24 protein-coding genes are annotated in these 26,926 nt (G+C 57.4%); 9 read left to right on the top strand and 15 right to left on the bottom strand.

Features of this window, described 5'->3' with window-relative positions:
• The first annotated feature begins 8 nt into the window (after positions 1 to 8).
• From ACR0L9_RS13845 to ACR0L9_RS13830, 4 genes are read left to right on the top strand one after another with little or no spacing between them, the layout of a single operon-like run.
• The gene (locus tag ACR0L9_RS13845; protein WP_170733310.1) at positions 9 to 2,411 is read left to right on the top strand and encodes a GcvT family protein; all 2,403 of its coding nucleotides are present in this window, start codon (positions 9 to 11) and stop codon (positions 2,409 to 2,411) included.
• 2 nt (positions 2,412 to 2,413) lie between these two features.
• Positions 2,414 to 3,958: a trimethylamine methyltransferase family protein gene (locus tag ACR0L9_RS13840; RefSeq protein ID WP_480895883.1), complete on the top strand. Its 1,545-nt coding sequence runs from the start codon at positions 2,414 to 2,416 to the stop codon at positions 3,956 to 3,958.
• The gene (locus ACR0L9_RS13835; RefSeq protein ID WP_170397633.1) at positions 3,959 to 4,642 is read left to right on the top strand and encodes a TetR/AcrR family transcriptional regulator; all 684 of its coding nucleotides are present in this window, start codon (positions 3,959 to 3,961) and stop codon (positions 4,640 to 4,642) included.
• Entirely contained in the window at positions 4,629 to 5,933 is a 1,305-nt protein-coding gene (locus ACR0L9_RS13830) for an NAD(P)/FAD-dependent oxidoreductase (RefSeq protein WP_480895882.1), read from the top strand. The genes ACR0L9_RS13835 and ACR0L9_RS13830 overlap by 14 nt, the downstream gene beginning before the upstream one ends.
• On the opposite strand, the gene ACR0L9_RS13825 is transcribed toward ACR0L9_RS13830, so the two are convergent.
• Entirely contained in the window at positions 5,930 to 9,325 is a 3,396-nt protein-coding gene (locus tag ACR0L9_RS13825; RefSeq protein WP_480895881.1) for an indolepyruvate ferredoxin oxidoreductase family protein, read from the bottom strand. The genes ACR0L9_RS13830 and ACR0L9_RS13825 overlap by 4 nt on opposite strands.
• Before the next feature lie 146 nt (positions 9,326 to 9,471).
• Here ACR0L9_RS13825 and ACR0L9_RS13820 point away from each other — a divergent pair, with 146 nt between their 5' ends.
• Entirely contained in the window at positions 9,472 to 9,933 is a 462-nt protein-coding gene (locus ACR0L9_RS13820; protein ID WP_170564520.1) for an Lrp/AsnC family transcriptional regulator, read from the top strand.
• 3 nt (positions 9,934 to 9,936) lie between these two features.
• On the opposite strand, the gene ACR0L9_RS13815 is transcribed toward ACR0L9_RS13820, so the two are convergent.
• Positions 9,937 to 10,326 (bottom strand): DUF3307 domain-containing protein, encoded by a 390-nt coding sequence (locus ACR0L9_RS13815; protein ID WP_170397621.1) that lies wholly within the window; start codon positions 10,324 to 10,326, stop codon positions 9,937 to 9,939.
• 169 nt (positions 10,327 to 10,495) lie between these two features.
• Here ACR0L9_RS13815 and ACR0L9_RS13810 point away from each other — a divergent pair, with 169 nt between their 5' ends.
• A complete protein-coding gene (locus ACR0L9_RS13810) occupies positions 10,496 to 13,537 on the top strand; it encodes an ABC transporter transmembrane domain-containing protein (protein ID WP_480895880.1) in 3,042 nt (1,013 codons plus the stop codon).
• Between the two features lie 23 nt (positions 13,538 to 13,560).
• Here the strand turns inward: ACR0L9_RS13810 and ACR0L9_RS13805 are convergent, their stop codons facing one another.
• From ACR0L9_RS13805 to ACR0L9_RS13775, 7 genes are all read right to left on the bottom strand, one after another.
• Positions 13,561 to 14,793 carry a mandelate racemase/muconate lactonizing enzyme family protein gene (locus ACR0L9_RS13805; protein WP_170612023.1) on the bottom strand — a complete coding sequence of 411 codons (1,233 nt, stop codon included), beginning with the start codon at positions 14,791 to 14,793 and terminating at the stop codon, positions 13,561 to 13,563.
• 21 nt (positions 14,794 to 14,814) lie between these two features.
• Positions 14,815 to 15,909: a Zn-dependent alcohol dehydrogenase gene (locus tag ACR0L9_RS13800; protein WP_480705666.1), complete on the bottom strand. Its 1,095-nt coding sequence runs from the start codon at positions 15,907 to 15,909 to the stop codon at positions 14,815 to 14,817.
• Positions 15,910 to 16,123: 214 nt separating this feature from the next.
• A complete protein-coding gene (locus tag ACR0L9_RS13795; RefSeq protein ID WP_170397608.1) occupies positions 16,124 to 16,837 on the bottom strand; it encodes an alpha/beta fold hydrolase in 714 nt (237 codons plus the stop codon).
• A gap of 11 nt (positions 16,838 to 16,848) precedes the next feature.
• A complete protein-coding gene (gene pcaD, locus ACR0L9_RS13790) occupies positions 16,849 to 17,637 on the bottom strand; it encodes a 3-oxoadipate enol-lactonase (protein WP_170626514.1) in 789 nt (262 codons plus the stop codon).
• Positions 17,638 to 17,712: 75 nt separating this feature from the next.
• The gene (locus ACR0L9_RS13785) at positions 17,713 to 18,687 is read right to left on the bottom strand and encodes a threonine ammonia-lyase (RefSeq protein ID WP_480895879.1); all 975 of its coding nucleotides are present in this window, start codon (positions 18,685 to 18,687) and stop codon (positions 17,713 to 17,715) included.
• Positions 18,684 to 19,511, bottom strand: a complete 828-nt coding sequence (locus ACR0L9_RS13780) for an alpha/beta fold hydrolase (RefSeq protein ID WP_480895878.1) — start codon at positions 19,509 to 19,511, stop codon at positions 18,684 to 18,686. The genes ACR0L9_RS13785 and ACR0L9_RS13780 overlap by 4 nt, the downstream gene beginning before the upstream one ends.
• A complete protein-coding gene (locus ACR0L9_RS13775) occupies positions 19,511 to 20,197 on the bottom strand; it encodes a haloacid dehalogenase type II (RefSeq protein ID WP_480895877.1) in 687 nt (228 codons plus the stop codon). Before ACR0L9_RS13775 ends, ACR0L9_RS13780 begins: the two co-directional genes overlap by 1 nt.
• A 124-nt stretch (positions 20,198 to 20,321) precedes the next feature.
• Here ACR0L9_RS13775 and ACR0L9_RS13770 point away from each other — a divergent pair, with 124 nt between their 5' ends.
• Positions 20,322 to 20,750, top strand: coding sequence for an FKBP-type peptidyl-prolyl cis-trans isomerase (locus tag ACR0L9_RS13770; protein WP_170397592.1), 429 nt, complete (start codon positions 20,322 to 20,324; stop codon positions 20,748 to 20,750).
• An 11-nt stretch (positions 20,751 to 20,761) separates the two neighbouring features.
• Here ACR0L9_RS13770 and ACR0L9_RS13765 read toward each other — a convergent pair whose 3' ends face one another.
• Genes ACR0L9_RS13765 through fabA form a run of 4 tightly spaced genes read right to left on the bottom strand, consistent with a single transcriptional unit; the run spans position 20,762 to position 23,576 of the window.
• Entirely contained in the window at positions 20,762 to 20,950 is a 189-nt protein-coding gene (locus ACR0L9_RS13765; protein WP_480895876.1) for a hypothetical protein, read from the bottom strand.
• Positions 20,951 to 21,009: 59 nt separating this feature from the next.
• Positions 21,010 to 21,801 carry an enoyl-ACP reductase FabI gene (locus ACR0L9_RS13760; protein WP_170589016.1) on the bottom strand — a complete coding sequence of 264 codons (792 nt, stop codon included), beginning with the start codon at positions 21,799 to 21,801 and terminating at the stop codon, positions 21,010 to 21,012.
• Between the two features lie 5 nt (positions 21,802 to 21,806).
• On the bottom strand, positions 21,807 to 23,036 hold the full coding sequence (gene fabB / locus ACR0L9_RS13755; protein ID WP_170397584.1) for a beta-ketoacyl-ACP synthase I: 1,230 nt from the start codon (positions 23,034 to 23,036) through the stop codon (positions 21,807 to 21,809).
• A 30-nt stretch (positions 23,037 to 23,066) separates the two neighbouring features.
• Positions 23,067 to 23,576, bottom strand: coding sequence for a bifunctional 3-hydroxydecanoyl-ACP dehydratase/trans-2-decenoyl-ACP isomerase (gene fabA, locus ACR0L9_RS13750; protein WP_039538618.1), 510 nt, complete (start codon positions 23,574 to 23,576; stop codon positions 23,067 to 23,069).
• 187 nt (positions 23,577 to 23,763) lie between these two features.
• On the opposite strand from fabA, the gene irrA reads away from it, so the two are divergent.
• Complete coding sequence (gene irrA, locus ACR0L9_RS13745) at positions 23,764 to 24,180, top strand: iron response transcriptional regulator IrrA (RefSeq protein ID WP_170397577.1); 417 nt, start codon at positions 23,764 to 23,766, stop codon at positions 24,178 to 24,180.
• Between the two features lie 3 nt (positions 24,181 to 24,183).
• Here the strand turns inward: irrA and ACR0L9_RS13740 are convergent, their stop codons facing one another.
• Positions 24,184 to 25,080 (bottom strand): LysR family transcriptional regulator, encoded by an 897-nt coding sequence (locus ACR0L9_RS13740; protein ID WP_480895875.1) that lies wholly within the window; start codon positions 25,078 to 25,080, stop codon positions 24,184 to 24,186.
• A gap of 85 nt (positions 25,081 to 25,165) precedes the next feature.
• Between ACR0L9_RS13740 and ACR0L9_RS13735 the strand changes: the two genes are divergently transcribed.
• Complete coding sequence (locus tag ACR0L9_RS13735; protein ID WP_170397571.1) at positions 25,166 to 25,963, top strand: phytanoyl-CoA dioxygenase family protein; 798 nt, start codon at positions 25,166 to 25,168, stop codon at positions 25,961 to 25,963.
• A 3-nt stretch (positions 25,964 to 25,966) separates the two neighbouring features.
• Here ACR0L9_RS13735 and ACR0L9_RS13730 read toward each other — a convergent pair whose 3' ends face one another.
• Positions 25,967 to 26,830 carry a hypothetical protein gene (locus ACR0L9_RS13730; protein ID WP_480895874.1) on the bottom strand — a complete coding sequence of 288 codons (864 nt, stop codon included), beginning with the start codon at positions 26,828 to 26,830 and terminating at the stop codon, positions 25,967 to 25,969.
• Between the last annotated feature and the right edge of the window lie 96 nt (positions 26,831 to 26,926).

The following is a 26,926-nucleotide window of genomic DNA, read 5'->3' as shown; positions in this document are numbered from 1 at the left end:
AGCGCAGGATGAAATCTCAGTATCGTGTCGTAGTCATCGGTGGCGGCGTTGTCGGCGCCTCGGTTCTGTACCATCTCGCCAAGTTTGGCTGGTCAGATGTGGTCATGCTGGAGAGGCGGCGTTTGGCCTCGGGGTCTTCGTGGCACGCGGCGGGCGGTATCCATGCGCTGAACGCAGATCCGAACATGGCGTCGCTGCAGGCCTATACGATTGATCTGCTCAGCGAGATCGAAAAAGAATCGGGCCAAAATATCGGCCTGCACATGACCGGCGGCCTGACGCTGGCGGGCACGCCCGAACGGTGGGAGTGGCTGCAGGCCAACTACCGCATTTTTCAGTCCATCGGCATTGACGACTGTGAGTTGTTGTCGCCAGAGGAGGCGCAGAAACGCTGCCCGATCATGTCCACCGACGGCGTGCTGGGCGCAATGTGGGCGGATCGCGAAGGTTACATCGATACAACCGGTACGGTTCAGGCTTATGCAACAGCGGCCAAGAAACGCGGCGCGGAATACTACGAAGAAACCAAGGTCGAAAGCCTGACGCAGACTGCGGATGGTTGGGAAGTTGTGACCGACAAAGGCACTATCACTTGTGAACATGTGGTCAACGCTGCTGGCCTCTGGGCCAAACAGGTGGGGCGCATGGCCGGAGTGGAGCTGCCGGTTTCGCCGCTGAAACACCACTATCTGATCACCGATACGGTGCCTGAGGTGGCCGAGGCGGATTTCGAGATGCCGATGACGGTTGATCTTGAAGGCTTCACCTATATGCGACAGGACCAGAAGGGCGTTCTGGTGGGCATCTACGAGGTCGATCACGAGCACTGGGCTATGGACGGTGCGCCGTGGAACTACGGTGAAGAATTGTTCCAGGAACAGCTCGACCGGATCGAGAACGAGCTGACGCTGGGCTTTGAACGGTACCCGTCGATCCAGAATGTTGGCATCAAAACATGGGTGAACGGCGCGTTCACCTTCTCACCCGATGGTAACCCGCTGGTCGGTCCGGTCCCAGGCAAGCGCGGTTATTGGTCAGCCTGTGCGGTGATGGCCGGATTCCTGCAGGGTGGCGGCGTCGGTAAGACGCTGGCCGAGTGGATGATTCATGGCGAGCCTGAGGCCGACGCATGGCCTATGGACGTGGCGCGCTATGGCGATTTCGCTCAGAACAAACGCTACATCCGCGAAACAACCGGTCAGTTCTATTCCCGTCGTTTCGTGATGACTTACCCGAACGAGCAACTGCCCGCAGGTCGCCCGCTGAAGATGGCCCCAGCCCATGATGCAATGACCGAGGCAGGGTGCAAATGGGGCGTCAGTTGGGATCTGGAAGTGCCGCTTTACTTTGCGCCCGAAGGCTTTGAAGAGACGCCGACGCTGAAACGCTCGAATGCGCACGACATCGTGGCTGAGGAGTGCAAAACCATCCGCGAAGGCGTGGGACTACTGGATATCTCGGGCTTTTCGCGCTTTGAGGTCACTGGGCCAAATGCCGAGGCTTGGCTGGACAGGATCATGGCGTCGAAACTGCCTGCACCGGGGCGTGCCAAACTGGCTCCAATGCTGGGTGAAAACGGTCGCCTCAAGGGTGATCTGACCGTGCTGAACTGGGGCGACGGGACCTGGTGGATCATGGGTAGCTATTATCTGCGCGCATGGCATATGCGCTGGTTCAATGATCACATGATGGACGCCGTGAATATCCGCGATCTGGGCGAGGAATATTGCGGTTTTGCCGTGGTTGGGCCGAAATCGCAGGCTGTGGTCGAGAAACTGGCAGAACAGGATATCTCAGGCCTGAAATTTATGGGCTGCGGCGACTTTGATATCGGTCTGGTGCGTGCCCGTGTGGCGCGTATGTCGGTGACGGGCGAAAAAGGGTATGAGATAAACTGCCGCTATGGCGACCACATCAAACTGCGCCGGATGCTGCTTGAGGCTGGGGCCGGGGACGGTATCCGCGAATGCGGATTCAACGCGATGCTGTCGACGCGGCTTGAGAAGAGCTTTGGTATCTGGTCTGCAGAATTCACTCAGCTTTACACGCCAGGCATGACCGGAATGGATCGCTGGATCGACTGGAACAAGGATTTCGTTGGCAAAGAGGCTGCGCTGGCTGAACGCGATGGCAACGGTCCGGCGCAAGTTCAAGTGACGCTTGAGGTTGATGCGCTGGACGCAGATGCCAGTGGGTATGAACCGATTTGGGCCGGGGAAGAGCGCGTTGGATTTGTGACTTCGGGTGGCTATGGCCACTACACGGGCAAGTCGCTGGCCATGGCTTTGGTCGACCGCGACAAGGCTGAACCAGGCACCGAGTTGTCGGTGCATGTGGTCGGTGTCGAACGCCCGGCCCGCGTGATTGCGCCGTCGCCCTATGACCCGCTTGGCAAAGCGATGCGAGGTTGACCATGTCGGACTTGGGCCAAAGACGCCGACGGCGCGGGCGCGGGACCGATGCCGCCCCGCAATCTAGTCGCGAGGTGAATTATCGCCAGTTGCGCAATCCGTTTCCACAGATGGAAGTGTTCCCGACGGATCAGATTGCAGATATGCACGACACCGCATTGCGCACGCTGGAAGAGTTGGGCGTGAAAGTTCTATTGCCCGAAGCGCGGCGAATCTACGCGCAGGGTGGCGCCCGCGTGGATGAAGACAGCGAAATGGTCTTCATCGGGCGGGATATGGTTGAGGCTGCGGTGGCCTCAGCTCCGAAATCCATCGGCTGCCGGGCGGGCGCGCGGCACCGGGATTTCACTTTGGAGCTGGGCTCTTTGGTGTTCCAACCCGGGGCTGGCGCTCCAAACGCGACCGATCTGGAACGCGGTCGGCGGCCAGCGAGTGGGCAGGATTATCTGGAGTTCCTAAAGCTCACTCATCACTTTGATGTCTTCCAGATGATCTCACCGCAGGTCGAACCGCAGGACGTGCCAACCAATGTGCGGCACTATTTCACCACACAAGCGCAGATGGAGCTGACGGATAAGTTCCCGTTCTTCTTCTCGCGAGGCACGCCGCAAGTGATGGACTGCTTCGAGATGCTCTCGACGGCGCGAGGTCTGTCTGACAAGGAGTTCCGCGCTAACGCCCATTGTTACACGATTATCAACACCAACAGCCCGCGGACGCTGGATATTCCAATGGCTCAGGGGCTGATCGACTTTGCGCGCCATGGTCAGATGTCGATCATCACACCCTTTACCCTGATGGGCGCAATGGCTCCGATCACGGTGGCCGGGGCCATCACGCTGTCCCATGCCGAGGCGCTTGCGGCCTTGACGCTGACCCAGCTTACCAACCCCGGTGCGCCGGTGTGCTATGGGACCTTTACCAGCAATGTCGACATGAAATCAGGGGCGCCTGCATTCGGGACACCCTCGCATTTTCAGGCGTCTTTGGCAGCGGGCCAGTTGGCCCGGTATCTGGGCCTGCCCTGGCGGTCTGCGGCGGGGTCTGCGGCAAATATCAACGACGTTCAGGCCGCCAATGAAAACCAGTTCGGCCTGTGGGGCTGCCTGATGGCCGGGGCTACGGTGATCATTCATTCGGCCGGATGGCTCGAAGGTGGCCTGACCGTATCTTTCGAGAAGATGATCTGCGATGCCGAAGTGTTGAACATGGTGGCCGAGCTTTGTGCAGGGGCACAGGCCTGTGGGGCTGAGATCGGCTTTGACTCAGCGCTGAGCGAGGTTGAACCCAGCGGACATTTCTTCGCCACGAGCCAGACAATGGAGCGCTATAATACCGCGTTTTATGAACCGCACCTGCATGACTACGCCAATTTCGGCACCTGGACCGAGCGTGGTGCGATCGACGCCAACCACCGCGCGACCGGTGTTTGGAAGGAAATCCTGGCAAATTTCAAAGCACCGGCATCAGATACGGATCGCCTTGGTGCGTTGAAGGATTTCATAGCGCGCCGTACAGAAGAGGGCGGCGCACCGCCGGAGAGTTGAATGAACACCAAACCCATCCTGCACAGGGACGATCCCGAAGCTGAGCCACTGATTGGTAACGTCAAGGTCACGCGCGATGATTGGCTGAACGTGGCCATGGACGTCCTGATTTCGGACGGGGTCGAGCAGGTGAAAGTCATGAACCTTGCCGAGCGGATGGCGGTCTCGCGCTCATCATTCTACTGGTATTTCAAGTCGCGGCAGGAATTGCTGGATGCTCTGCTGGCGCGGTGGCAGGCGACAAATACCGCGGCCTTGATCGCTCAATCCGAATTGCCTGCTGAAACGATCACGGCTGCGGTGTGCAATGTTCAGCGCTGCGTTGTGAATACCGAACTATTTGATACGGCGCTTGATTTTGCTGTGCGGGATTGGGCACGAAGATCGGGAAAGGTGCGGCGTATGCTGGACCAGTCCGATGCCCGTCGCCTGGCCGCGCTGCGCGCGATGTTCATCCGGTTCAACTATGATGAGACCGAGGCAGAGACGCGGGCGCGGGTGCTATATTATATGCAGATCGGATATGATCTGGCGCAGTTAAACGAACCATTGGCGATCAGGCTGTCGATGGTTCCACACTACCTTTATGTTTTTACAGGGGTCGAACCGCGACCCGAGGAAATCACCGAATTCAGCGCGTATGCGAAACGTTTCTGGGAAGGGGCAGGACATGAACCAACCTGACGCAATCATCATTGGCACCGGTGTGATCGGAGCCGCCATCGCGTTCGAGATGTCCAAGGCCGGTTGGAAAATTCTGTCGTTGGATCGCAATGCGCAGGTTGGGCATGGCTCGACCGCAGGCTCTTGCGCGATAATTCGGATGCATTATTCGACCCTCGATGGAACCGCGTTCGCCTGGGAAGGCTATCACTATTGGCGTGATTGGGCGAACTATCTGGGCTTGCCCGACACAGCCGATTTGGCGCAGTTTCGTGAGACCGGGTGTTTGGTCGTCAAGACCGAGGCCAATGGGTTTCTTGAGAAACATAAGAAGTACAGCGCCGAACTGGATTGTCCGTTTGAAGAATGGACGCCTGAGCGGATTACCGAACGTCTGCCGATCTATTCTCTGGACAGCTTTGCCCCGGCGCGGCGCATGGATGATCCGGAGTTCGGCCAACCGAACGGAGATCGGATTCAGGGCGCAGTATTCTGGCCGAAAGCAGGTTATGTGACCGATCCGGCCTTGTCGGCGCAAAACCTGATGGATGCCGCCAAGCTGCATGGTGCCGAAGTGCGAACAGGCGCAGACGTACGCGAAATCCTGTCGCAGCAGGGGCGCGTCGCAGGTGTCAGACTTGCCTCTGGTGAAGAAATCCACGCCAAAGTGGTGGTGAATGTTGCCGGTCCCGGGTCAGCGTTTGTCAACGAAATGGCCGGGGTTCTGGGTGACATGACCATTCAAACCCGCCCGCTGCGGCAGGAGGTGGTGCATGTACCCGCGCCCGAAGGATTTGATTTCGAAACGCAAGGAACAATTGTCTCGGATAGTGATATCGCGCTGTATTGCCGTCCAGAACATGGCAATCATATTCTGATCGGTTCCGAGGATCCGGCTTGTGATCCGCATCAATGGTGCGAAAATGATGTAAGCTATAACCACGATTTTACGGATCAATGGACCACGCAGGCCATGCGTTATGCCCAACGGGTCCCTAGCTTGGGGATACCCTCCAGAACCCGTGGGGTGGTGGATTTGTATGATGCCTCGACTGACTGGATTCCGATCTATGACAAGTCCAGCCTGCCGGGGTTTTACATGGCCTGCGGCACCAGCGGTAACCAATACAAGAACGCGCCGATTGCGGGCAAAATGATGGCTACGCTGATCGACTACGTCGAAGGCGGTGCGGATCATGACGACAAGCCGATGCAGTTTGAACTGCCTTACATCGGGCGCACAATCGACACCGGTTTCTATTCCCGCAAGCGACCGGTCAATACCGATAGCAGTTTCTCGGTGCTTGGTTAACGCGCCATCGCGCGCGCGTTCTCATAGCTTTCTTCCCGTACTGGACCGAAACCGCGTATCAGGTCCGCAGCTGACAGCACGTCCAGCCACTCGGTCTCGGAATGGGCGGAGGGGTTTGTCAGATACATGTCCAACAGCGATTGGTACCAGATTAGGATATCTCGATGCAGTCGCGCTTCGGAGTGATAGCCGAAGGGGTTCAGGACCGAGCCACGCAAACCACGTAGACGGGACAGTCCCCGCAGAACCGGGCGCATCCATGGACCCAGTGCAAACTTGAGGGGGCGGCCCCGTTCGTCCTTGCGCCAGCTCAGCATTGGCGGGGCGAAATGGTAACTGGTTTTGAAATCTCCCTCGAACTGTTGCTTCAGTTCGTTGTCGAAGTTTTGGGTCGTTTGCAGCCTGGCTACTTCGAACTCGTCCTTATAGGCCATGAAACGGAACAAGTTGCGGGCTACGGATTCTAGAATATCGTCGGATATTTTCGGGTTCGACGCGCGGATCGCTTCAAGCTGTTGCGCATAGCGATCCGCATATGCGGCATCCTGATAATCTGTCAAAAACGCCACCCGACGCGCAATCACCTGATCCAAGGTGCCGTTTGCCTCTTCGGGTAGTGCCAGCCCGTGAATGCGGTCGGGGTCAGCCGCCAGACAACGCCCAAGAGCAAAGGCCAGCCGGTTTTTTTCGACGGCTACACCGTTCAGTAAGATGGCCTGAGCCAATGCAAGATGCGATACCGGAACCAGCTCGTTTTGCCATGCATAACCCAGCAAAATGACGTTGGCGAAGACGGCATCCCCCAGTAGCGCCTCTGCTATTGCATTTGCGTCAAGGCTGGCGAGATTGTCCACCCCAACCACATCTGCAATCGCCTGTTCCCGCTTATCGACCCGCAATTGGGCATCGCGGCGCAGGACAAGATCGCCGGTAGGCATCTCAGCCCTGTTCAGCACAACGCGTGTCCCGCGGGCATAATGAGCTGAGGCTTTGGGGGCCGAACTCACCACCACATCACAGCCAATCACTGCGTCCGCAGCGCCTTGATCTATGCGTACTTGGTTAAGCGCATCCGGAGCTGCGCCAAGGCGGATGTAACTGAGTACCGTGCCGAATTTCTGCGCAAATCCGGTGAAATCCAGGACCGAGGCACCTTTGCCTTCCAGGTGCGCGGCCATAGTGATCAGGGCCCCAACCGTGACGACCCCAGTGCCACCCACGCCTGTCACAAGCAGATCAAACGGTGTGTCCAAAGACGGAAGCTTTGGGTCTGGCAGGTCTGCCTCAAGCGCGTCGAGGTCCAGATCTATGGCCCGCTTTCGCCGGGTTGCGCCTGCAACGGTCACGAAACTTGGGCAGAATCCATTCAGGCACGAAAAATCCTTGTTGCACGAACTTAAGTTGATCTTGCGCTTGCGCCCCAGCTGGGTTTCTCGCGGCTCAACGCTCAGGCAATTCGATGCGACCGAACAATCGCCGCAGCCTTCGCAGACAAGATCATTGATCCAGACGAAGGTCGAGGGGTCCTCCATCGTACCGCGCTTGCGGCGGCGGCGTTTCTCGGTGGCGCAGGTCTGTTCGTAGATCAGGACCGTAACACCGGGAATGTCGCGCAATTCGCGTTGCAGGCTGTCCATCTTTGCCCGGTCGTGGAACGTAGTGCCAGCCGGGAAATCGGATCGGTGAAACTTGGCAATGTTGTCCGAGACCAGTGCGATCCGCGCAACGCCTTCAGCCCGGCAGGTTTGGGCGATGCCTGCAACGCTGACAGGTCCATCCACTGGTTGCCCTCCGGTCATTGCGACCGCATCATTGTAGAGGATTTTATAGGTGATATTTGTCCCTGCCGCGACCGCCTGACGGATCGCGAGTGATCCAGAATGGTACCACGTCCCTTCGCCAAGGTTCTGGAAGATATGCTTTCCGCCATTGAATTGTGAGGCCACCACATGGGGTACGCCTTCGCCTCCCATCTGTGCATACCCGACCGTCTCGCGATCCATCCAAGATGCCATTACGTGGCAACCAATGCCGCTGGCAGCGGTAGAGCCTTCTGGAACTTTGGTTGATGTATTGTGCGGACAGCCCGAGCAGAAATAGGGTGTCCGTGTTGCGCCCGGGACGTTGATCACGGGCGGTTCTGTCTCAGTCAGTGCACGCGCTTTGGCAGGCAGGTTTTCTTCAGGGAAGAACGTGTTAAGTCGGGCGGCAACAATAGGGGCCAGCATCAAAGGGCTGAGTTCCCCGGTCCATGGGATCAGCGGTTCGCCATGGCTGTCATATTTACCTACCATCTTATGGGGTTTGTCTCCGGGCCAGTCATAGAAATATTCTTTGAACTGGCTTTCGATGATGCCGCGCTTTTCCTCGACGACCAGAACCTCGGCCTTGCCTTTCACAAAGCGCAACGCGTTGCGACGGGCCAGCGGCCAGACCATGCCAACCTTGTAGATGTCGATCCCCAAGCGGCGGCAAGCGGCTTCATCAAGGTCCAGCAAACGCAGCGCCTCCATCAGATCGAGGTGCCCCTTGCCGGTGGTCACGAAGCCGAACTTCGCGTTGTCGATGTCATAAATACGCCGGTCGATGGGGTTTTCTTCGGCAAAGGCCCGAACGGCGCGCAACTTGTGTTGGATGCGGGTCTCGATCTCGGGCGAGGGCAAATCGGCGGTGCGTACGTGCAAGCCGCGTTCGGGCAAGTCGATCTGCGGCAGGGAAAAGCTGCGATCCGGGGGCAGATCGACGGACCGTGCGCTTTCGACCGTTTCCGAGACCGCCTTGAACCCGACCCAGGTGCCTGAGAATCGGGACAGAGCGAACCCGTACTCGCCGAATTCCAAATATTCCTCGACCGAGGCTGGGTTCAATGTCGGCATGAACCACGACATGAAGGCCACATCCGACTGATGGGGCATCGAAGAACTGACGCAACCATGATCATCGCCTGCCACGACCAGCACGCCACCTTTTGGCGCAGACCCATATGCATTCCCATGTTTCAATGCATCGCCTGATCGGTCGACACCGGGGCCTTTACCGTACCACATCGAAAAGATGCCCTCGACCTCGCAATGCGGGTCCAAAATGGCCTGTTGCGCACCCAGAACCGCCGTTGCGCCGAGGTCTTCGTTTACGGCGGGCATGAACGTGATGCGATCCGTCTTCAGCCGGTCCTTTGCGCGCCATAGCTCAAGATCCAGCCCGCCCAGTGGCGATCCGCGATAGCCCGAGACAAACCCCGCCGTGTTCAGCCCGGCCTGACGATCGCGTCGGGCCTGGTCCATCATAATCCGCGCCAAGGCTTGCGTGCCTGTTAGAAAAACCCGGCCCTGCGTCAGGGTATAGCGGTCTTCAAGCCGATAGGTGCGGGGGGAGGGTTCGTGGTGGCTCATTGCTACGCGTCCATGGGTTTTTGTCTTTGGTGTTCGGTTATTTTAACCCCCCGCAGGTGAATTTCTGTTTCAGAGTTTGTGCGAGTTCTACAAATTATGATAGAATTCACCAGATTTAGTTAAAATTACGGATTAATCTTCCTAAGATGGCCATACTTGATGATCGGGACCGCCGCATTCTGACGCTGCTTCAAAATGACAGCCGGGTTTCAAACGCCGAATTGGCAGATGCTGTCGGCATGTCAGCCTCAGCCCTGTGGCGCAGGGTGCGCGCGCTGGAAGAGGCTGGGGTGATCGAACGGTACGGCGCTTTGGTGAACCCTGCCGAGATGGGGTTGACGTTCGAAGCAATCGTGCATGTTCACCTGACCCGGCATGACCCGGACAAGATTGTCGACTTCATCCGGGCCGTCGAGATCAGCCCCGAAGTGCAGGAATGCTACGCCACGACTGGTCAGGCCGATTATCATCTGCGTGTCTTGTGCAGGAATCTGTCTGCTTACAACACGTTTCTGGAAGATTTCTTGTTTCGATTGCCCGCCGTCGCCAGCGCGCAAACGAATGTCGTGCTGCGGACGATCAAGCGGAACCGACCGGTGGTACCCTGAAGCTTAAGCCGCGAAAGCCACCCAAGCCCAGGCCATGCCAATATAAGTAAGGTTGTGAAACAACTGATCCAGACCAGCGGCACGCCAAAAAGCGGCCTGATTGGGTTGCAACTGTTTGCGGTCAGAATAGTTGGCTTTGGCAAAGTCGATGTGGAAATGCACGATCCATTCCAACGCAGCGATGATCAGTATGAATTCAATCGGGGCGCGAAAGAGCGCGAAAATCACGACCGAACCCACAACATGCACAGCAGCATGTTGCGCGCGCCCCATGTGGAAATACGTGCCTCGCCCGGAAAGCATCTTGGGCGTCTGTAAATAATAGTCGGCGAACATGTGTTTGATCTGAAGCAGGCACAGCAACAGAAACACAGCGCCAAAGCTGGCAGGCAAATGAATCCTCCCGATATCGTCCTGAATCAGGAGATTAGGGGGTAAACGCGAAACGCGCAAATGAACTTGTTCACACAACGCAAATTAGGCGCAAATCGGAAATTCATTTGCTTCCGAGGATACGATTGCGGTAAATTCGGCCCGTTGTATTCACGCCAAAATCAGTGATTTGAGCGGCGGATCGTTAGTAGGGGCGGGTTCAATAGAACGATCGATCTTTCAGTTCATCTGGAAATACTCGAAGCGCGACCAGTTGATTTTGCTGGCCGTGACGTCGACCTTGTTTCCTTTGCTTTACCTGACGTTGGAGCTGCCCAAGCGCATCATCAATGACGCAATCGGCGCGACAAGTCAGATTGTCGATGTCTGGGGTTATAGCCTGACGCAGACCACTTTTCTGATGATCCTGTGCTTTGCCTTTCTGGCTGCGGTGCTGGCGCACGGGCTGATGAAGATGCGTATCAACACCATGAAGGGTGTTCTGAGCGAGCGTATGCTGCGTCGCTTTCGCTATCAGTTGATCAACCGCGCGCTTCGCTTCCCACAACCATATTTTGAGCGGGTCAGTCAGGGCGAAATGGTCTCGATGATAACCGCTGAAAGCGAACCGATGGGTGGGCTGATGGGGGATGCGATCAGTCAGCCCGTGCTGCAGGCCGGACAAATGATCACGATCCTGTCCTTTCTGTTCCTCCAAAGCGTTTGGTTCGGACTGGCCGCGGTGGCGTTGATCCCGCTGCAGGCCTGGCTGATCCCGCGATTGCAACGCCAGATCAATCTTCTGAACAAGAAGCGCATTCAAGAGGTCCGCGTTTTGGCTGCCCAGATCGGCGAGAACGCTGCCGGTGCTTCGACCCTGCGCGCCAATGGCGGTTGGCGATATCGGCGGGCGATGATCTCGGATCAGCTGGGGCGGCTGTTCGCCATCCGCTTTGAGATCTATCAGAAGAAGTTCTTTATGAAGTTCATCAACAACTTCATATCGCAGCTGACGCCATTCATGTTCTACCTTGTCGGTGGCCTGCTGGTGTTGCAGGGGTCTGTTTCGCTGGGTGCTCTGGTGGCTGCGCTGGCGGCTTACAAAGACTTGAGCTCACCCTGGAAAGAACTGCTGACCTATTATAATCAAACGCAGGACATGTCGCTGCGATGGGATGTTGTGATTGATCGTTTCGCACCGGATGGAATGATTGATGAAGCCCTGTTTGACGGAGAGCCAGCGGATCGTCCGCATCTGAATGGCGATATCGTACTGAATCAGGTCTCGGTTCGTGATATCGACGGCAATCAAGTTTTGGATGATCTGGACCTGACGTTCCCAGCAGGTAAAACGGTCGGCATTTCGGCCACTAGCGAGGAAGATCGCCATGCGCTGACCGAGTTGCTGACCCGCGAGATACTGCCAACCTCTGGCCGTATTGAAATCGGCGGCATCAATATGGCTGGCCTGCATCAAAGCGTTGTTGCCCAACGAATAGGTCTAGCAACCTCGCGCCCCATAATGTTTCAGGGCACGTTGGGTGAAAATGTGATGATGCCGATGCGGTCACATCCATTGTCCAAGTCCACCGAGGATCCGCATTTCCCCGAGACGCTGAGGGCAGGCAATAGTGCTGATCCATTCAACGCCGAATGGCTTGACCCCGGAATGGCGGGTTTTGACGATACGGCGCGGCTGCGCGATTGGTGGCTGAAACTGATCGATGGCATGGGCTCGGGCGCTGCGTTGTTTCAGCGCGGTGCCGAGCAGGTGTTTGATGCGAATGAACGCCCGGAACTGGCAGCAAAACTGGTCGAATTGCGCCCTCGGGTTCAGAAGGCGGTGCGCGAGGCCGGGCTTGATCAGCAGGCGCTGATTTTCGATCGCTGCGCGTATAACCCTGCGCTACCCGTTGCTGAGAACCTGTTGTTTGCCACCCCTTGTGTTCCAGTGACACGGCAATTGCTGGCACAGCAGACCGTGTTTCTGGGCCAGTTGCGCGAGTTGGGGTTGGATGAAACCCTGATCAGCCTGACACGCGACGTAATTGAGATGCTGCGCCAGATATTTGGGCTTGATGGAACAGATCATCCTTTGTTTCGCAAGCTGGGGCTTGAGGCCCAGACCTACGAGGCCGCGGTTGAATTGGTCGAGCAAACCCGCAAAGAAGGCGCAAACGGGTTGGATGACGAACAATTGGCTAGCTTGCTTTCGGTGCCATTTGTGATCTCGGCCGAGCAGATTGGCCCGGCGTTTTCGGATGAGCTGAAGAACCGCATTCTTGAGCTTCGCCACAGCCACTCGGCCAAATTGCTGGAACCGTTGCACGATGTATTCGTCCCGTTGGATGAAGATGCCTTTGCACCCGGTTTGACGGTCATGGAAAACGCACTGTTTGGCAAGGTCAGCCAGATCGGCGGTGCGCGGACCGACGAGGCGCGCAAACTGATCGTCGATGTTCTGGCCGAGAACGGGGCGCGACCGATGGTGGTGGAACTGATCTATGATGTTCCGGTCTCGATTGGCGGCCAGAACTTGCCTGCGGTATTTGCCGAACCGCTGGCCTTTACCCGCGCTGCGATCAAAAAGCCGGATATTCTGATCCTGGAAACCGCGCTTGCCAGCTATGATATGGAGACACAGGTCGCAGTTTATAAAAATCTGCGTGAATTGCTGCCCGAAACTACTGTAATCTATCTAAATGATGCGTTCGAAAATCCAGATGTTTTCGACATGTATGTTGAAATTCGTCAGGGCCGGGTCGTGACGGGTGAAGGCCCAACCGACGTCGACGGCGACGGTGCGGCGTCTGCCGATCTGGTACGCAAATTGCGTGCGCTTGAGCAGACCCCGTTGTTCTCTGGGCTCGACCGTCGCCAGCTTCGACTGCTGGCCTTTGGTGCGCGCTGGTTCGAAGCGAAACCTGGCCAGGTGGTGTTTCTGAAGGATGATCAGCCAACCGATGGCGCCTATGTCATCCTTGAGGGCGAGGCAGGATTGTACCTGCCGCGTTCGGGCGAGGCCGATCAACTGATCACAACGGTTGGTGCGGGCGCGTTGGTGGGAGAGCTGGGGTTGATCCGAAAAGAGCCTCGGGCGTTGAGCATGGTGGCTGAAACGGAACTGTCCTGCCTACGGATCGGTGAAGAGGAATTTCTGGCGGTCGTCGAGAACGATGCAGCCACAGCCTTTAAACTGTTGCAGGTCATCGCGGGGTATGTCTCGAACTGATCGGCTTGCTCGCCTGTCGATTGTTACCCTTCGGTTGCGGGTGCACCGCCTTGAAACGCATTCCCATTTGCATAGTCACATGGGGTTTCCTGCATCTGTAGGTGCAGCCCGTCACCTTTGTAGGGATGGGCTCGGGCAAGGCCTTCATCGACCTCGATACCAAGGCCGGGCTCGGTCGGAGGAGTGACGAACCCCTCCTCGACGCGGATACTTCCCTTTATCAGTTGATCGTGGAATGGGGTCTCGATGCTTTCAAGCAGCAGCAGGTTCGGGATCGACGCCGCCAGATGAATATTCGCCGCCCACTCGATCGGTCCCGCATACAGATGGGGTGCCATCTGGGCGTTGAAAACCTCGGCCATTGCGGCGACTTTCTTCATCTCCCATATACCGCCAGCGCGTCCCAACGCAGGCTGCAGGATTTCGGCGGCCCCGGCGCGCAGGACCGTGCCAAATTCCGCTTTGGTTGTCATCCGTTCACCGGTCGCGACAGGGATACGGACAGTGCGCGCCACACGGGCCATATCCTCGATCATGTCGGGGGGTGTGGGTTCTTCGAACCACAGCGGCGAAAAGGGTTCCAGCGCTTGGCCCAGACGTATAGCTCCGGCTGTGTTGAACTGGCCATGAGTACCGAACAGCAGATCGGCCTTCGCTCCAACTGCCTCACGGATCGCTTTGCAAAACGCTATCGACATTGAGATATCGGACATCGCGGGCATGTGCCCGCCGCGGATTGTATAAGGCCCGGCGGGATCAAACTTGACGGCGGTATAGCCGCGCCGGACCATTTCAGCAGCACTTTCTCCGGCCTGCTCAGGTGAAGTCCAGAAGTCCGTCAGGTTATGCTGAGGAAGTGGGTAGAGATAGGTGTACGCCCGGATACGGTCGTTCATCCGCCCACCCAGCAGCGCATAGACCGGACGATCACGATCCTTGCCCAAAATGTCCCAGCAGGCGATTTCGAGCCCCGAGAACGCACCCATGACGGTCAGGTCTGGTCGCTGAGTGAAGCCGCTGGAATAGGCGCGGCGGAACATCAACTCGATATTCTCGGGGTTTTGGCCCTGCATGTGCCGTTCGAATACATCGCGAATGACATGGGTCATGGCTTCGGGACCAACCGAGGACGCGTAGCATTCCCCCCAACCGATCACGCCCGTATCCGTGGTGACCTTGACCAAAATCCAATAGCGCCCACCCCAACCCGGTGCCGGAGGCGCGGTGACAATGACATCGAGATCTTGCAGTTTCATCGGGTGTTCCTTTTGCGGGGTTCAGTCGCGATCAAACAAGATTACATTGCGTTTGGCCGCACCGGACTTGGTGTCTTCGATGGCCTCATTGATCTGTGACAGGGTCCAGCGACCCGAGATCAACTCGTCCAGTTTCAGCCGCCCCTGTTCATACAGATCGATCATCCACGGGATGTCTCGCTGGATCACTACATCGCCCATTTTTGAGCCCACCATGCCCTGGCCAAGCGCGGCCAGCACGACGGGTTCGTAGCTGGACATGTCACCAGAATGGGGCATCCCGATCATGATCGCCTTACCGCCCCGACCAAGATAACGCGGGGCCTGATCATAGGCGGGGATTGCACCAACAGTAATCAAGACGGCGTCTGCGCCACGTCCGCCCAGCGCCTTGTAGGCGGCTTTCCACGGCTCTTTCTGGCTGGCCAAAACACCATGGGTCGCGCCGAACTCCATTGCGATATCCAGCTTATCCTGTGTCATATCGACCGCAACGATACGGCGAGCTCCGGCAATACGTGCGCCTTGGATTGCGTTCAAGCCGACGCCCCCGGCGCCGATGACAACCACGTCCTGCCCGGGGCGAAGCTGGGCGGCGTTGACTGCTGCACCAACACCGGTGATAACCCCGCAGGACAGCAGGCTGGCAAGGTCCTTGGGCAGCGTTTCGGGAATGCGGACGATTTGTCGGTGGCTGACAACTACCTTTTCGGCAAAGGCCCCGCATGCCATGGCCTGTTCCAGCGCATCACCTTCGGCAGTCTGCAGCGGGCCTTTGACCGTGTCATACGGTGTCTCACAAATGGTGGGCTTGCCACCGGCACAGGACGGACAACTTCCGCAGGCGCGGATCAACGTGACCACGACGGGATCACCAAGTTTGAAATCCCCTGCGCCCTCGCCAACGGCAGAAACGAAGCCTGCCGCCTCGTGCCCATAAACCGCGGGCAAGTGGCCGCCCCACGCGCCGCTTGCAAAGGAAATGTCCGAATGACAAATCGCGACCGCATCCAGCGTGACCTCGACCTCGCCCATGCCGGGCGGTGCAATCAGGATGTCTTCGATGACCAGAGGTTCGCCGAAGGCTCGGCATACGGCTGCTTTGATGGTTTGCATGTGTTTTCCCGCTCCCTAACGGGATCACGGTTACCCGTCCCGGCGGGACCTGCAAGGTGGAAACCGTCACGGATGTGTCGTTGTTCTGCCAAAGTGGGGTAGACGCAAAAGAATCCACCTATTGATAAGCATTGTGTGGGTCATCGGTTCAGTGTGCGACAACCAAACAGATCGGCGCACGGCGTATCGGGGTCGGGACATCGACGGTGGCTGGCTACATTCGTTGCGAGATCTGGTGCATCAACCCGGCAAGATGCTCAGGATGCGAAAAAAACGGCGAGTGAGAGCTGTCTATCGTAAGGTGCATATCAGGGTCCGCGCAGCCCGCCATCTCGGCCTGATATTCGGTCGGAACGATTCGGTCATCGGTAGTTCTGATGTACCCTTTTGGAACGCGCGCGAAGTTATCGCCGACGTCTAGGGGGGTAGTCTGCGGTGCAATCGCCTGGGGGCACAGGCGCGCGAATGCATAGGCAACCACCTCGCGCGCGCAGTCGTGATAAAGCAGGTCGTGCACCTGATCCGGTACCACCGAATACGACAACCCGTCGCCGGATACTTCGACGGCATTTCCGATCAGTTGGCGTGGGGCTCGTTTGCGCATTTCGACCATAGATAGCCCGGATTTCGGAACATAGGCACTTAGATAAATCACACCTCGCATGGCGTTCGGGTCGGTCTCGGCAGCCGCACTTACGGGATATCCACCCCACGAGTGCCCTAAGATGATGGTCTTTGGTGTCGAAGCCTTCAGCACGGCATCTCTGCACGTTCCAAGGGTGACATCGCGGATAGGCGTCGGGTCCGAGCCGTGGCTTGGCATATCGATGGCGCGGGCGGTATGTCCGAAAGTGGTCAGTTCCGGGATCAGATCGCGCCAGCACCAGGCACCGTGCCAAGAGCCATGTACAAGCAAGAAATCTGCCAACAATCCCTCCTTCAAATATGTCCGATCTCGGTCAGAAAATCACCAATCAATTGGGCAAAGTCCTGAGGGCGCTCGACGCAGGGCAGGTGGCCTGCCTTTCGGATCAGCGCAAAGCGTGAACCAGGGATCAGATCGACCGTTTCGCGCACCAGATCGGGCGGGGTTGAGCCGTCTTCGCTGCCCGCAATCCCCAAGGTCGGCAGGCGCAATCCGCTGGTTGGCGTATAGAAATCGGTGCCAGAGATTGCAGCGCAGCAGCCCAGATAGCCATCGACCGGTTGTCGGACCATCATGTTGCGCCAAAGCGTCATCTCGGCGCTGGCCCGGAATGATTTCGAGAACCACCGATCCATGGTGGCATCCGCCAGTGCCTCGATCCCACCTTTACGGACAGCATCCATACGCTGCTGCCACATCTTGGGAGTGCCGATCTTGGCGGCCGTATTCGACAGCACCAGCGCGCGGATCTGATCCATACGCTTGACCGCCAGACCCTGCGCAATCATGCCACCGACGGACAGACCCACGAATACGCAATCCTTGACCTCTAGATAATCCAGCAATTGCTCGGCGTCGCGCACCAGATTTCCCATGGAATAGGGCGCTGAGGGTGCTGTTGACAATCCGTGCCCGCGTTTGTCGTACCTAATGATGCGCAGGCCTTTGGGCAGTAGCGGCAATATCGGGTCCCACAGCCGCATATCCGTGCCCAGTGAATTAGCAAACACGATGGGGGCGCCAGCGGCGTCGCCATCAATTCGGTAGTGTATCCGAATATCTTTGAGGTCAGCGATATGCATGTTTAGCGTCCCCGTCTGCTCAGGGTGTCGGTTAAAACGACTACGACCGGATTTTGCACCGGCTGTAAGCGATTGTCAGGTAAGGAATTCCAACGCCCGTTCAAAGATCTGCGGATCCACGTTGCCGCCCGAGGCGACTACGATCACCGCATCCCCATCAATCTGATCCTTGCGAAACAGGGCAGAGGCCAGCGAAACAGCTCCGCCCGGTTCCAGCACGATCTTCAGACGCAGAAACGCAAGGGCCATGGCGCGTAGTGATTCCTGTTCAGATACCGACAGACCAGGGCCGCAAAGCCGCTGTAGGATGGGAAAGGTAATCTGCCCCGGCTGTGGCGTCAGGATTGCGTCGCAGATATTTCCCGAAGTAGCGTCGTTGCTTTGGATCGTCCCGCTTGCCAGCGAGCGTTTCACGTCTTCGAACCCTTCAGGCTCGCATGGACGAGGGCGCAGACCGGGCGCGTGACGCTCTAATGCCAGCGCTATACCAGATGTCAGCCCGCCGCCGCCACAGCAGATCAGCACGTCACCTTCGGTCACGCCCAGCGCCCGTGCCTGACGCGCCAGCTCCAGTCCCGTTGTTCCCTGGCCAGCGATCACTTGCGGTTCGTCATAAGGCCGGATCAAGGTCAAACCGCGCCCGGCAGCCAATGCCTCGCCGATGTCTTCGCGGCTTTCGCTGGCGCGGTTATAAAGGACGACCTCACCACCCAGCGCGCGGGTGTTTTCAATCTTCAGCTTCGGCGCATCCGAGGGCATGACGATGACGGACGAGACTCCATGTTGAGCCGCTGCATAGGCAACACCCTGTGCGTGATTGCCCGAGGAATAGGCGATGACGCCCCGGTTGCGCGCCGCTTCATCCAATGCCGAAATAGCTGACCACGCGCCGCGAAATTTGAAACTGCCGGTGTGTTGCAGGCATTCGGGTTTGATCAGCACGCGGCGACCCGCGATTTCATCCAGGAAAGGCGATGACAGAAGCGGCGTCTCGCGCACGTGACCTTTCAGCCGCTCGGCGGCGGCTTCGATCATGTCTATGTTGCTCATTTGGCGTCCAGTATCTTGCGGATCAGGTCTAGGGATTGAGGCTCGTTCAGGAACGGGACATGTCCTCGGTCCGGCACTTCGGTCGAGATCAATTCGGGGTGGTGTGCGTGCATCTTCTGCACCGTGGCTTTGCTCAACAAGTCGGAATTTGCACCGCGGATCACGCCGGTGTGGATCGTGCTCAGGGCGTCGAACAAAGGCCACAGGTCCGGTGCCGGGGTGATGGCGGCCTGCTCGATCAGCGCTTGTCGCAATGCGGGGTCATAACGCAGCTGTAGCCCGGTATCGGTTTGAATGTATTGATGTTCTACCTGCTGTTTCCAGACGTCCTGAGCGATGCCCGGGAACTGAGGTGCCATCATCGCGTGCAGGACCTGCGCAGCCTCATCATAGGATTGTGAACTTGGGGAATTGCCGACATAGTCCATGATCTTGGCAATGCCGGCGGGTTCGATTACCGGACCAACGTCATTTAATATCACACCTGCCAGACGGTCAGGATGGCTGGCGGCCAAGGCCATCGCGACCAGCCCTCCGCGTGACGTGCCCAACAGGGTCACCTTTTCCAAGCCCAGATGATCCAGCAGTTCAATCGCATCCAGCCCCTCGCGCAGGATGTTGTAATTCATGTAGTTCGCATCAAAATCGGACTTGCCGCGCCCGCGATAATCCATCGCAATCATACGAAGATCACTCATATGTGGCGCAAGAAATGAAAAGTCGCGGCAGTTGCGCGTCAAGCCAGCCAAGCAAAGCAGAAGATGGCCCGTGCCGGTATCTTCATAGTACAGGCGTTTGCCGTCCGAGGTGGTGAAATATGCCATCAAAGCCCTGCCAATTGTGGGATCGTCGTCAGGTCTGGCAGCACATGTGCAGGTTTCCACGGCAGACGGTCCATTGGTTCGCCAGCGCGGTTGACCCACGCTGTGACAAATCCGTAACCGCTGGCCCCAGCTGCATCCCACCCGTTTGAGCTGACGAACAGCACTTCATCGCGCGCGCAGCCGAAGCGGTTCTGCACCAGATCGTATACGCTGGCATGGGGTTTGAAGACCCCCACGCTTTCGACCGACAGAACATCATCCAGCACATCACCGATCCCGGCAGACTGTACCGCTCCGTTCAGCATCGGGGGCGAACCGTTGGACAGGATGGCGGTCTGCAGCCCACCGGCTTTCAGCGCCTTCAGCATCTCGGGGACCTCGGGATAGGCCTGCAACTCCCAATACAAATCCAGCAGGCGCTGCCGAAGGGGGTTATCCCCTTGCAGGCCAACCTCTTCCAACGCCCAATCCAGCCCATCTTGCGTGACGTCCCAAAAGTCACAATGCGCATCAGCGACGGCACGCAGCCAAGTGTATTGCAGTTGCTTCAGACGCCAGTGATTGGCCAACTCAGGCCATTTATCTGCCAGCGCCTCGAAACCCGGTTCCGCTGCGGCCTGCCGGGCGGCGGCGGCCACGTCAAACAGAGTGCCATACGCGTCGAATACACAAGTGGTGATAGCCATCCGATCCTCCCCTGATCGGGCGCAGGTAAACACAACCGGATCCGGGGTTAAAGAGGGCAGGGTTTACAATGCTGTGTCAGCCTCTAGGCTGCGCCGCTCATTTCTTTTCAGGCCGGAGGCCATCATGACCGCAATCAAACAAGGCGACACGGTTCGCATCCACTACACCGGAACCCTGCTGGACGGCAAAGTCTTCGACAGTTCCGAGGGGCGCGATCCGTTGGAGTTTGCGGTTGGTTCCGGCCAGATCATACCCGGCCTGGATGCAGCCCTGCCGGGCATGGAGATTGGTGAGAAAAAGCGTGTCGAGATCGATTGCGTTGACGCCTATGGCCCAATCAATCCGGGCATGCGGCAGCAGATCCCGCGTGAAGGCATCCCGGATGACATTCCGCTGGAACCTGGTACGCAATTGCAGATGCAAACACCTGACGGTCAGGCATTGCCAGTGACTGTTGTCGAGGTAGATGAGGCGACAGTGACCTTGGATGCAAATCATCCACTAGCGGGGCAAGATCTGGTCTTCGATATCGAAATCGTTTCGATCAACTGACGCTGATTGGATCAAAGGCCGGGGATATGTGACAACAGAGGCTCAACCGCATCGCGTACGGGCGGTTGGGTCAGAAACACAAAGGCAATCAGCAGCGATGTGAGGATCAGCAGCAACAGACGCGCACGTCCGCTTGCTGATTTGCGTTTCAAAGCTGGCGAGCGCGTGTTGCTCGCAAGGATCTGTTCAAGTTTGCTCATATCGTAATCCCTGCGGGGCAAAGATGGTCAAATCTTGGCACCCGCAGGGAAAGATATGGTCACATGGCCTCGGGCTGAGGCATGCCCAGAATGTGATATCCACCATCGACGCGGATGATCTCACCCGAGGTGTAGCTTCCCGCATCGGACGCCAGATAAACGGCGGTGCCGCCAACAGCTTCAAGCGTGGCATTCGAACGCATCGGCGCGTTCTGGTCGCAGAACTTGTAGGTCTTGCGCGCGCCACCGATGGCGGCGCCGGCCAGTGTTTTCATAGGGCCGGGTGAGATGGCGTTGACGCGGATGCCGTCGGGGCCCAGATCGTTTGCCAGATAGCGCGTCGCCGATTCCAGCGCCGCTTTGGCCACGCCCATGACGTTGTAGTTCGGCACCACCTTGTTCGAGCCCTGATAGGTCAGGGTCAGAAGCGTGCCGCCATTGTCTTTCATCAGCGGATAGGCGCGGCGCGCGACCTCGATAAACGAATAGGCCGACACATCCATCGAATGCTTGAAATTCGCGCGGGTGGTGTTCAGGAAACGGCCCGTCAGTTCATTTTTGTCCGAATAAGCGATGGCGTGGACGACAAAATCGATGGTCGGCCAGCGCTCTCCCAACTCACCAAACGCGCGATCCAGGGATTCGTCATCGGTGACATCCGCATCGACCATGAAGTCGCTGCCCAAGCTCTGGGCCAGCGGTTCCAGACGTTTGCCAAACGCCTCTCCCTGATAGGTGAAAGCCAGCTCAGCGCCCGCCTCGTGCATGGCTTTGGCGATGCCCCATGCAATCGAGCGATCATTTGCCACGCCCATGATCAGGCCGCGTTTACCCTTGAGAATATCTGACATCTTGTTCACCCGTTATACTTCGACAGAACCATGGATCCGTTGGTGCCGCCAAAGCCGAAGCTATTGGTCATCACGCTGTCCAAGCCTGCGTTTTCAACCACTTGAGTTGCAATTTCACCGGGCAGGATGCCGTCGGCAAGTGTGTCGACATTGATCGACGGAGTAATGAAATCATGTTCCAGCATGAGCAGGCAGAAGATCGCCTCAAGCGCGCCCGCTGCGCCTTGCGCGTGACCGGTCATCGATTTTGTCGATGAAATCGGAGGCACACTGCCTTCACCAAAGATACGGCGTACGGCTTCGACTTCTCCGACGTCGCCCACTGGGGTCGAGGTGCCGTGGGCATTGATGTAGCCGACCTTGCGGCCTTCGGGCACGGTCGACAGCGCCAGACGCATCGCGCGCTCGCCGCCTTCGCCGGATGGTGCCACCATGTCGTGCCCATCAGATGTCGCGGCATAGCCGGTTACTTCGGCATAGATTTTCGCACCGCGCGCCAGCGCATGCTCGAGGTCTTCCAGAACCACGATGCCGCCTCCGCCGGAAATCACAAATCCGTCGCGGTTCTGATCGAATGCGCGCGAGGCTTTATCAGGTGTGTCGTTGTACTTGGACGACATCGCACCCATCGCGTCGAACAGGCAGGACAGGGTCCAGTCCAACTCTTCTCCTCCACCTGCGAACATCACATCCTGCTTTCCCAGCATGATCTGTTCAGCCGCATTGCCGATGCAGTGCAGCGAGGTCGAGCAGGCCGAGGTGATCGAGTAGTTGATACCTTTGATTTTGAACGCGGTCGCCAAGTTCGCGGAAATCGTGGAACACATGCACTTTGGCACTGCAAACGGGCCGATCCGTTTGGTTGCGCCGGTTTTCAGCACGGTTTGGTGCGCGGTCAACATCGCGCTGGTCGATGGTCCACCCGAACCGGCCACCAGACCTGTGCGCGGATTGACCACCTGATCTTCGGTCAGCCCGGCGTCCGCGATGGCCTGATTCATCGCGATATGGGCATAGGCAGCACCCGGACCCATGAACCGCAGGGTCCGCTTGTCCACGTGATCGGCCACATCGATTTTCAGCGAACCGGCGATTTGGCTGCGAAAGCCGTGCTCGACCATTTGTTCGCTTGCTACGATGCCGGATTTGCCCGCTTTGAGCGAGGCGAGAACCTCTTCGGCATTGTTCCCGATCGAGGACACAACCCCCAGACCGGTGACGACTACTCGACGCATGTGCGTACTCCTTATTGCGGCCGGTCAGGCTCAGGCGTCTGACAGAACGACCTTCATATCCTTGACGTCGTATATCAATTCGCCATCGGCTTCGACGATGCCATCTGCCACACCCATGGTCAGGCGGCGCGTCTGGATCGCCTTTTTGAAATCAATCTTATAGGTCAGCATCTTCCGGTCCGGGCGCACCATGCCGGTCAACTTGACCTCTCCGACGCCAACGGCCATGCCACGTCCTTGCCAGCCGCGCCAGCCGAGGTTGAAGCCGGTCAGTTGCCACAAACCGTCCAGGCCCAGACAGCCGGGCATGATCGGATTGCCGGGGAAATGGCAGTCAAAGAACCAAAGGTCAGGTGTGATATCAAATTCGGCCAGCACATGACCCTTGCCATGCGCTCCACCGTCGCCGGAAATCTCGGTAATGCGGTCCATCATCAACATCGGCGGAGCCGGCAACTGCGCGTTGCCAGGGCCAAATAGTTCGCCGCGGGCGCATTTCAGCAGATCGTCCTTGTCAAAACTGCTCGGGAATTGGGCCATTCTGCCGCCTCTCCTGCCTGGGTCCGTTTATTACATCTGGCCTCGTCTATCACCCGTATGCAAGGTCCTGCAAGACCAGCACTCCATATCTTGTTGTGACTACAATATTCTTTGCGAATGAATTTCATTTGAAATTGCAGGCAGGGCGCACTTATATTAAGGGCAGCAAAACACAGGTATCGGATTCATGACACCTCAGAGCCGTGAGATCGCTGCAAATTGGTTGGTTGACGCAGGTTTGCGCCCCACGCGCCAAAGGGTTGCTTTGGCCGAATTGCTTGTGGGCGACGGTCTGCATCGTCATGTGACAGCGGAAAGCCTGTTTGAATCCGCAAAAGCCAAAGGTGACGCGGTTTCGCTGGCGACCGTATACAACACATTGCGGGCGTTTTGCGATGCCGGGGTGCTTCAAGAGATCACTGTTGACGGGTCCAAAAGCTATTTCGACACCAACACGCATGACCATCCGCATTTCTATTGGGAAGACGAAAGCCGTCTGAGCGATGCACCATCCGACCAATTGGTGATCCAACAATTGCCGGAAGCTCCTGAAGGCGTCGAAATCGCATCGGTCGATGTGGTGATCCGCCTGCGGAAGAAGTAACCTCTAATCTTTACATAACAACGTAACCAACGCATGCTCAGCCTGCATGATCATTGAATCTGTCGGCCCCGTGCCATGCCGTGCCAATACAACAGATTCGGTTGCATCTGGATCGGTGATCGGCAGGCTTATCACGCGGACCTGATCATAACTGAAGCCGTTTTTAGGGCTGGTATAGCTTATCCCGATGCCTTCCCCATGAGCGGCCAGACTGCGCGAAAGCTCCAATGATTCCGCTCGGTGCGAGATTGTGGGGTTCAGACCTTTGCGTCTGAAAAGCGCGAGTACATGCTGTGCAGACAAACCCTCTTTAGACAGAATCAGTGGATATGACGCTAGCTCGGTCAGGGTTAGCTGCTTGGCCGCCGCCAGTGTATGATCAGGTGAAAGCAGTGCGTGTGGGGTGCTGTCGAACAACTTCTTGCAGGAAAAACCGGCATCCATGCCGAGGTCATAGGTGAGTGCAAAATCGTATCTGCCATCGATCAGGCCGGAAATCAGGCCTTCGAACGTTTCAACCCCGTGTGTCAGGACGACGTCGGGCAAAGCTTCTTGCAGGCGGTGCAGAGATTGGGCCAGAAGAAAGGGTGCCAGATCGACAAAGCATCCCAGGCGTAATCGGCGCTCGCCGGTTATCGGCTGCATTGACTGTTCCAAAAGCGCAGCTCGCTTCAACAAGGCCTCGGCCTCTTCGATGAATTTGCGGCCCTGCGGGGTCAGCGCCATCGCGGCACCCCGTCTTCGCGCAAACAGTGGATATCCCAAACGTGATTCGACCCGGGTCAGCGCATTGGACAAGGCAGGTTGCGAGACATTTAGGCGTTGTGCCGCAGCAGACAGGCTGCCATGCCGACCGATGGCGCAAACATATTCGTATTGGCGCAGAGTGAGGTATAACATAGAGTTAATACCTAAATTGAAAGATATGATTTGAACAGATGTCTTATTCATGCGCAGATCGGGCGACAAATCTAAGGAGACCGCAATGACTCATCCTCTTGTTTCTCAGGCCATGATCGACAACTTCCAGACGGACGGCGTTGTGTTGGTTAAAGGCCTGTTCGCCGATCATATTGAAACCCTACGGGCCGGGGTTGCCGCGAATATGGCCGAGCCGGGTCCTTATGCTTCGGAGAACAGGAAAGATGGCGAAACCGGCCGTTTTTTTGACGACTATTGCAACTGGTCCCGTATCCCGCAGTTTCGTGAAGTGATCGAAAAATCTCCTGCTGCTGAAGTAGCGGCCGACCTCATGCAGTCGCAATCTGTGCAGATGTTCCATGACCATGTTCTGGTGAAGGAACCCGGAACCTCGATGGCAACGCCGTGGCATCAGGATGGGCCATACTATTTTGTGGATGGTCAACAGAATATCAGCTTCTGGTCACCGTTGGATCCGGTGAAACAAGCGACCTTGCGCTGCGTTGCCGGTTCGCACCGCTGGGAAAAAGAAGTGCTACCTACCCGCTGGGTCTCGGAAGAAGGTTTCTTCCCCGACGAGGGGCAGTACATGCCGATTCCGGACCCAGATGCCGAAGGGATGAAGATTGTAGAATTTGAAATGGAGCCCGGTGATGCAGTGGCCTTCAACTATCGCACGCTACACGGGGCCCGAGGCAATACTTCCGATAGCCGACGCAGGGCATTTTCGCTGCGATTGGTTGGTGATGATGCACGTTATGTCGAGCGTCCAGGCCGGACTTCGCCACCATTTCCGGGACATGAAATGGTGCCGGGGCAGCGGCTGCGCGAGGACTGGTTCCCAGTTCTGCTACAGCGTTAGAACCTAGAACCACTGGCCCGATTCGATCAGGCCCAGATCCAGCAATTGGCGCGAGTCCCACTCGAACGGAGTTGAATGGTTCCAGCAGAAGTTGGAGATATCAAACGTCGATCCGGCGTTCGTCTTCAATGCTTTGGCCGCCCGGAACGAACAGATCGCGGCGGTCAGGTTGTTGTGCCACGGGCAGGCATAGGTGTTGTATTCTGCCTCGCTGAACGTGTGATCCGGCAGAAGTTTCAGATCGGGTTTTGCTTTGAACAGCGAAATCCGATCGATACGGCGCCGTTCATACGGGATATGATCTTCGAACCGCCAGCGCAGACCACCAGACATATCCAGTTGCCGCTCTAGCGGCTTGCCAGATGCGTCATGCCGCGTGTGGGCGTAGTATCCGGTCTTGTCCAGCATTGCGTGATCGGGGGCCACTCCGTTTGGATAGGCCGTCAGATCATTCGCATAAAGATCGATCACATGGGTCAGCATGGCCTGGCGCCGCTCTTCAGAATGGAAGGCCAGTAACTCTCCGACCGAGCGGGTCTCGCAGAAAGGGTAGAACAGATATTCAGAGTTGTAGCAGTAGTATACCCACGTGCCTTGAGCCGCCTGAATGATCCGATTGACGGCCTCAAATACGACGGTTCTGGGCGCGCAGGTCATCGTCACTCGATGAACCCTTTCCCCCAGCGCTTCATCCAGCGTGAATTCCTGGGGCAGGAATGTGATCACGGATTTGAACCCCAGCTTCAAATGATGGTGCAGCGTCCCTTCTAGCTCGACATCATCTTCGGCAAATATCAGTGCCACGGGTCCCTTGCTCAGGATCGACCGATCGGATTTCAGAAGGTGATCAAGGGATTCGTACTGCATCATTGGTTTCGTTGCCGCCTTGCTGGAAATTCCCGCCAAATTCGGGTAATTGCGCCAGCATTGCAAGCGGCGTTCGATACGTATAGACGACGCCGA

Source organism: Ruegeria sp. I3, from assembly GCF_056532525.1.
Note: the sequence above shows the minus strand (reverse complement) of the source record. Positions and strands in the feature narration are given on the sequence as shown.

What these genes read in the sequence shown, in the direction of transcription:
- ACR0L9_RS13820 (WP_170564520.1), top strand. Translation starts at nt 9,472, where the DNA reads ATGGCCATACTTGATGATCGGGACCGCCGCATTCTGACGCTGCTTCAA.
- fabA (WP_039538618.1), bottom strand. Translation starts at nt 23,576, where the DNA reads ATGGCCCAATTCCCGAGCAGTTTTGACAAGGACGATCTGCTGAAATGC.
- ACR0L9_RS13835 (WP_170397633.1), top strand. Translation starts at nt 3,959, where the DNA reads ATGAACACCAAACCCATCCTGCACAGGGACGATCCCGAAGCTGAGCCA.
- ACR0L9_RS13805 (WP_170612023.1), bottom strand. Translation starts at nt 14,793, where the DNA reads ATGAAACTGCAAGATCTCGATGTCATTGTCACCGCGCCTCCGGCACCG.
- ACR0L9_RS13785 (WP_480895879.1), bottom strand. Translation starts at nt 18,687, where the DNA reads ATGAGCAACATAGACATGATCGAAGCCGCCGCCGAGCGGCTGAAAGGT.
- ACR0L9_RS13760 (WP_170589016.1), bottom strand. Translation starts at nt 21,801, where the DNA reads ATGTCAGATATTCTCAAGGGTAAACGCGGCCTGATCATGGGCGTGGCA.
- ACR0L9_RS13840 (WP_480895883.1), top strand. Translation starts at nt 2,414, where the DNA reads ATGTCGGACTTGGGCCAAAGACGCCGACGGCGCGGGCGCGGGACCGAT.
- ACR0L9_RS13825 (WP_480895881.1), bottom strand. Translation starts at nt 9,325, where the DNA reads ATGAGCCACCACGAACCCTCCCCCCGCACCTATCGGCTTGAAGACCGC.
- ACR0L9_RS13845 (WP_170733310.1), top strand. Translation starts at nt 9, where the DNA reads ATGAAATCTCAGTATCGTGTCGTAGTCATCGGTGGCGGCGTTGTCGGC.
- ACR0L9_RS13780 (WP_480895878.1), bottom strand. Translation starts at nt 19,511, where the DNA reads ATGGCATATTTCACCACCTCGGACGGCAAACGCCTGTACTATGAAGAT.
- ACR0L9_RS13800 (WP_480705666.1), bottom strand. Translation starts at nt 15,909, where the DNA reads ATGCAAACCATCAAAGCAGCCGTATGCCGAGCCTTCGGCGAACCTCTG.
- ACR0L9_RS13830 (WP_480895882.1), top strand. Translation starts at nt 4,629, where the DNA reads ATGAACCAACCTGACGCAATCATCATTGGCACCGGTGTGATCGGAGCC.
- ACR0L9_RS13730 (WP_480895874.1), bottom strand. Translation starts at nt 26,830, where the DNA reads ATGCAGTACGAATCCCTTGATCACCTTCTGAAATCCGATCGGTCGATC.
- ACR0L9_RS13770 (WP_170397592.1), top strand. Translation starts at nt 20,322, where the DNA reads ATGACCGCAATCAAACAAGGCGACACGGTTCGCATCCACTACACCGGA.
- fabB (WP_170397584.1), bottom strand. Translation starts at nt 23,036, where the DNA reads ATGCGTCGAGTAGTCGTCACCGGTCTGGGGGTTGTGTCCTCGATCGGG.
- pcaD (WP_170626514.1), bottom strand. Translation starts at nt 17,637, where the DNA reads ATGCATATCGCTGACCTCAAAGATATTCGGATACACTACCGAATTGAT.
- ACR0L9_RS13765 (WP_480895876.1), bottom strand. Translation starts at nt 20,950, where the DNA reads ATGAGCAAACTTGAACAGATCCTTGCGAGCAACACGCGCTCGCCAGCT.
- irrA (WP_170397577.1), top strand. Translation starts at nt 23,764, where the DNA reads ATGACACCTCAGAGCCGTGAGATCGCTGCAAATTGGTTGGTTGACGCA.
- ACR0L9_RS13735 (WP_170397571.1), top strand. Translation starts at nt 25,166, where the DNA reads ATGACTCATCCTCTTGTTTCTCAGGCCATGATCGACAACTTCCAGACG.
- ACR0L9_RS13740 (WP_480895875.1), bottom strand. Translation starts at nt 25,080, where the DNA reads ATGTTATACCTCACTCTGCGCCAATACGAATATGTTTGCGCCATCGGT.
- ACR0L9_RS13775 (WP_480895877.1), bottom strand. Translation starts at nt 20,197, where the DNA reads ATGGCTATCACCACTTGTGTATTCGACGCGTATGGCACTCTGTTTGAC.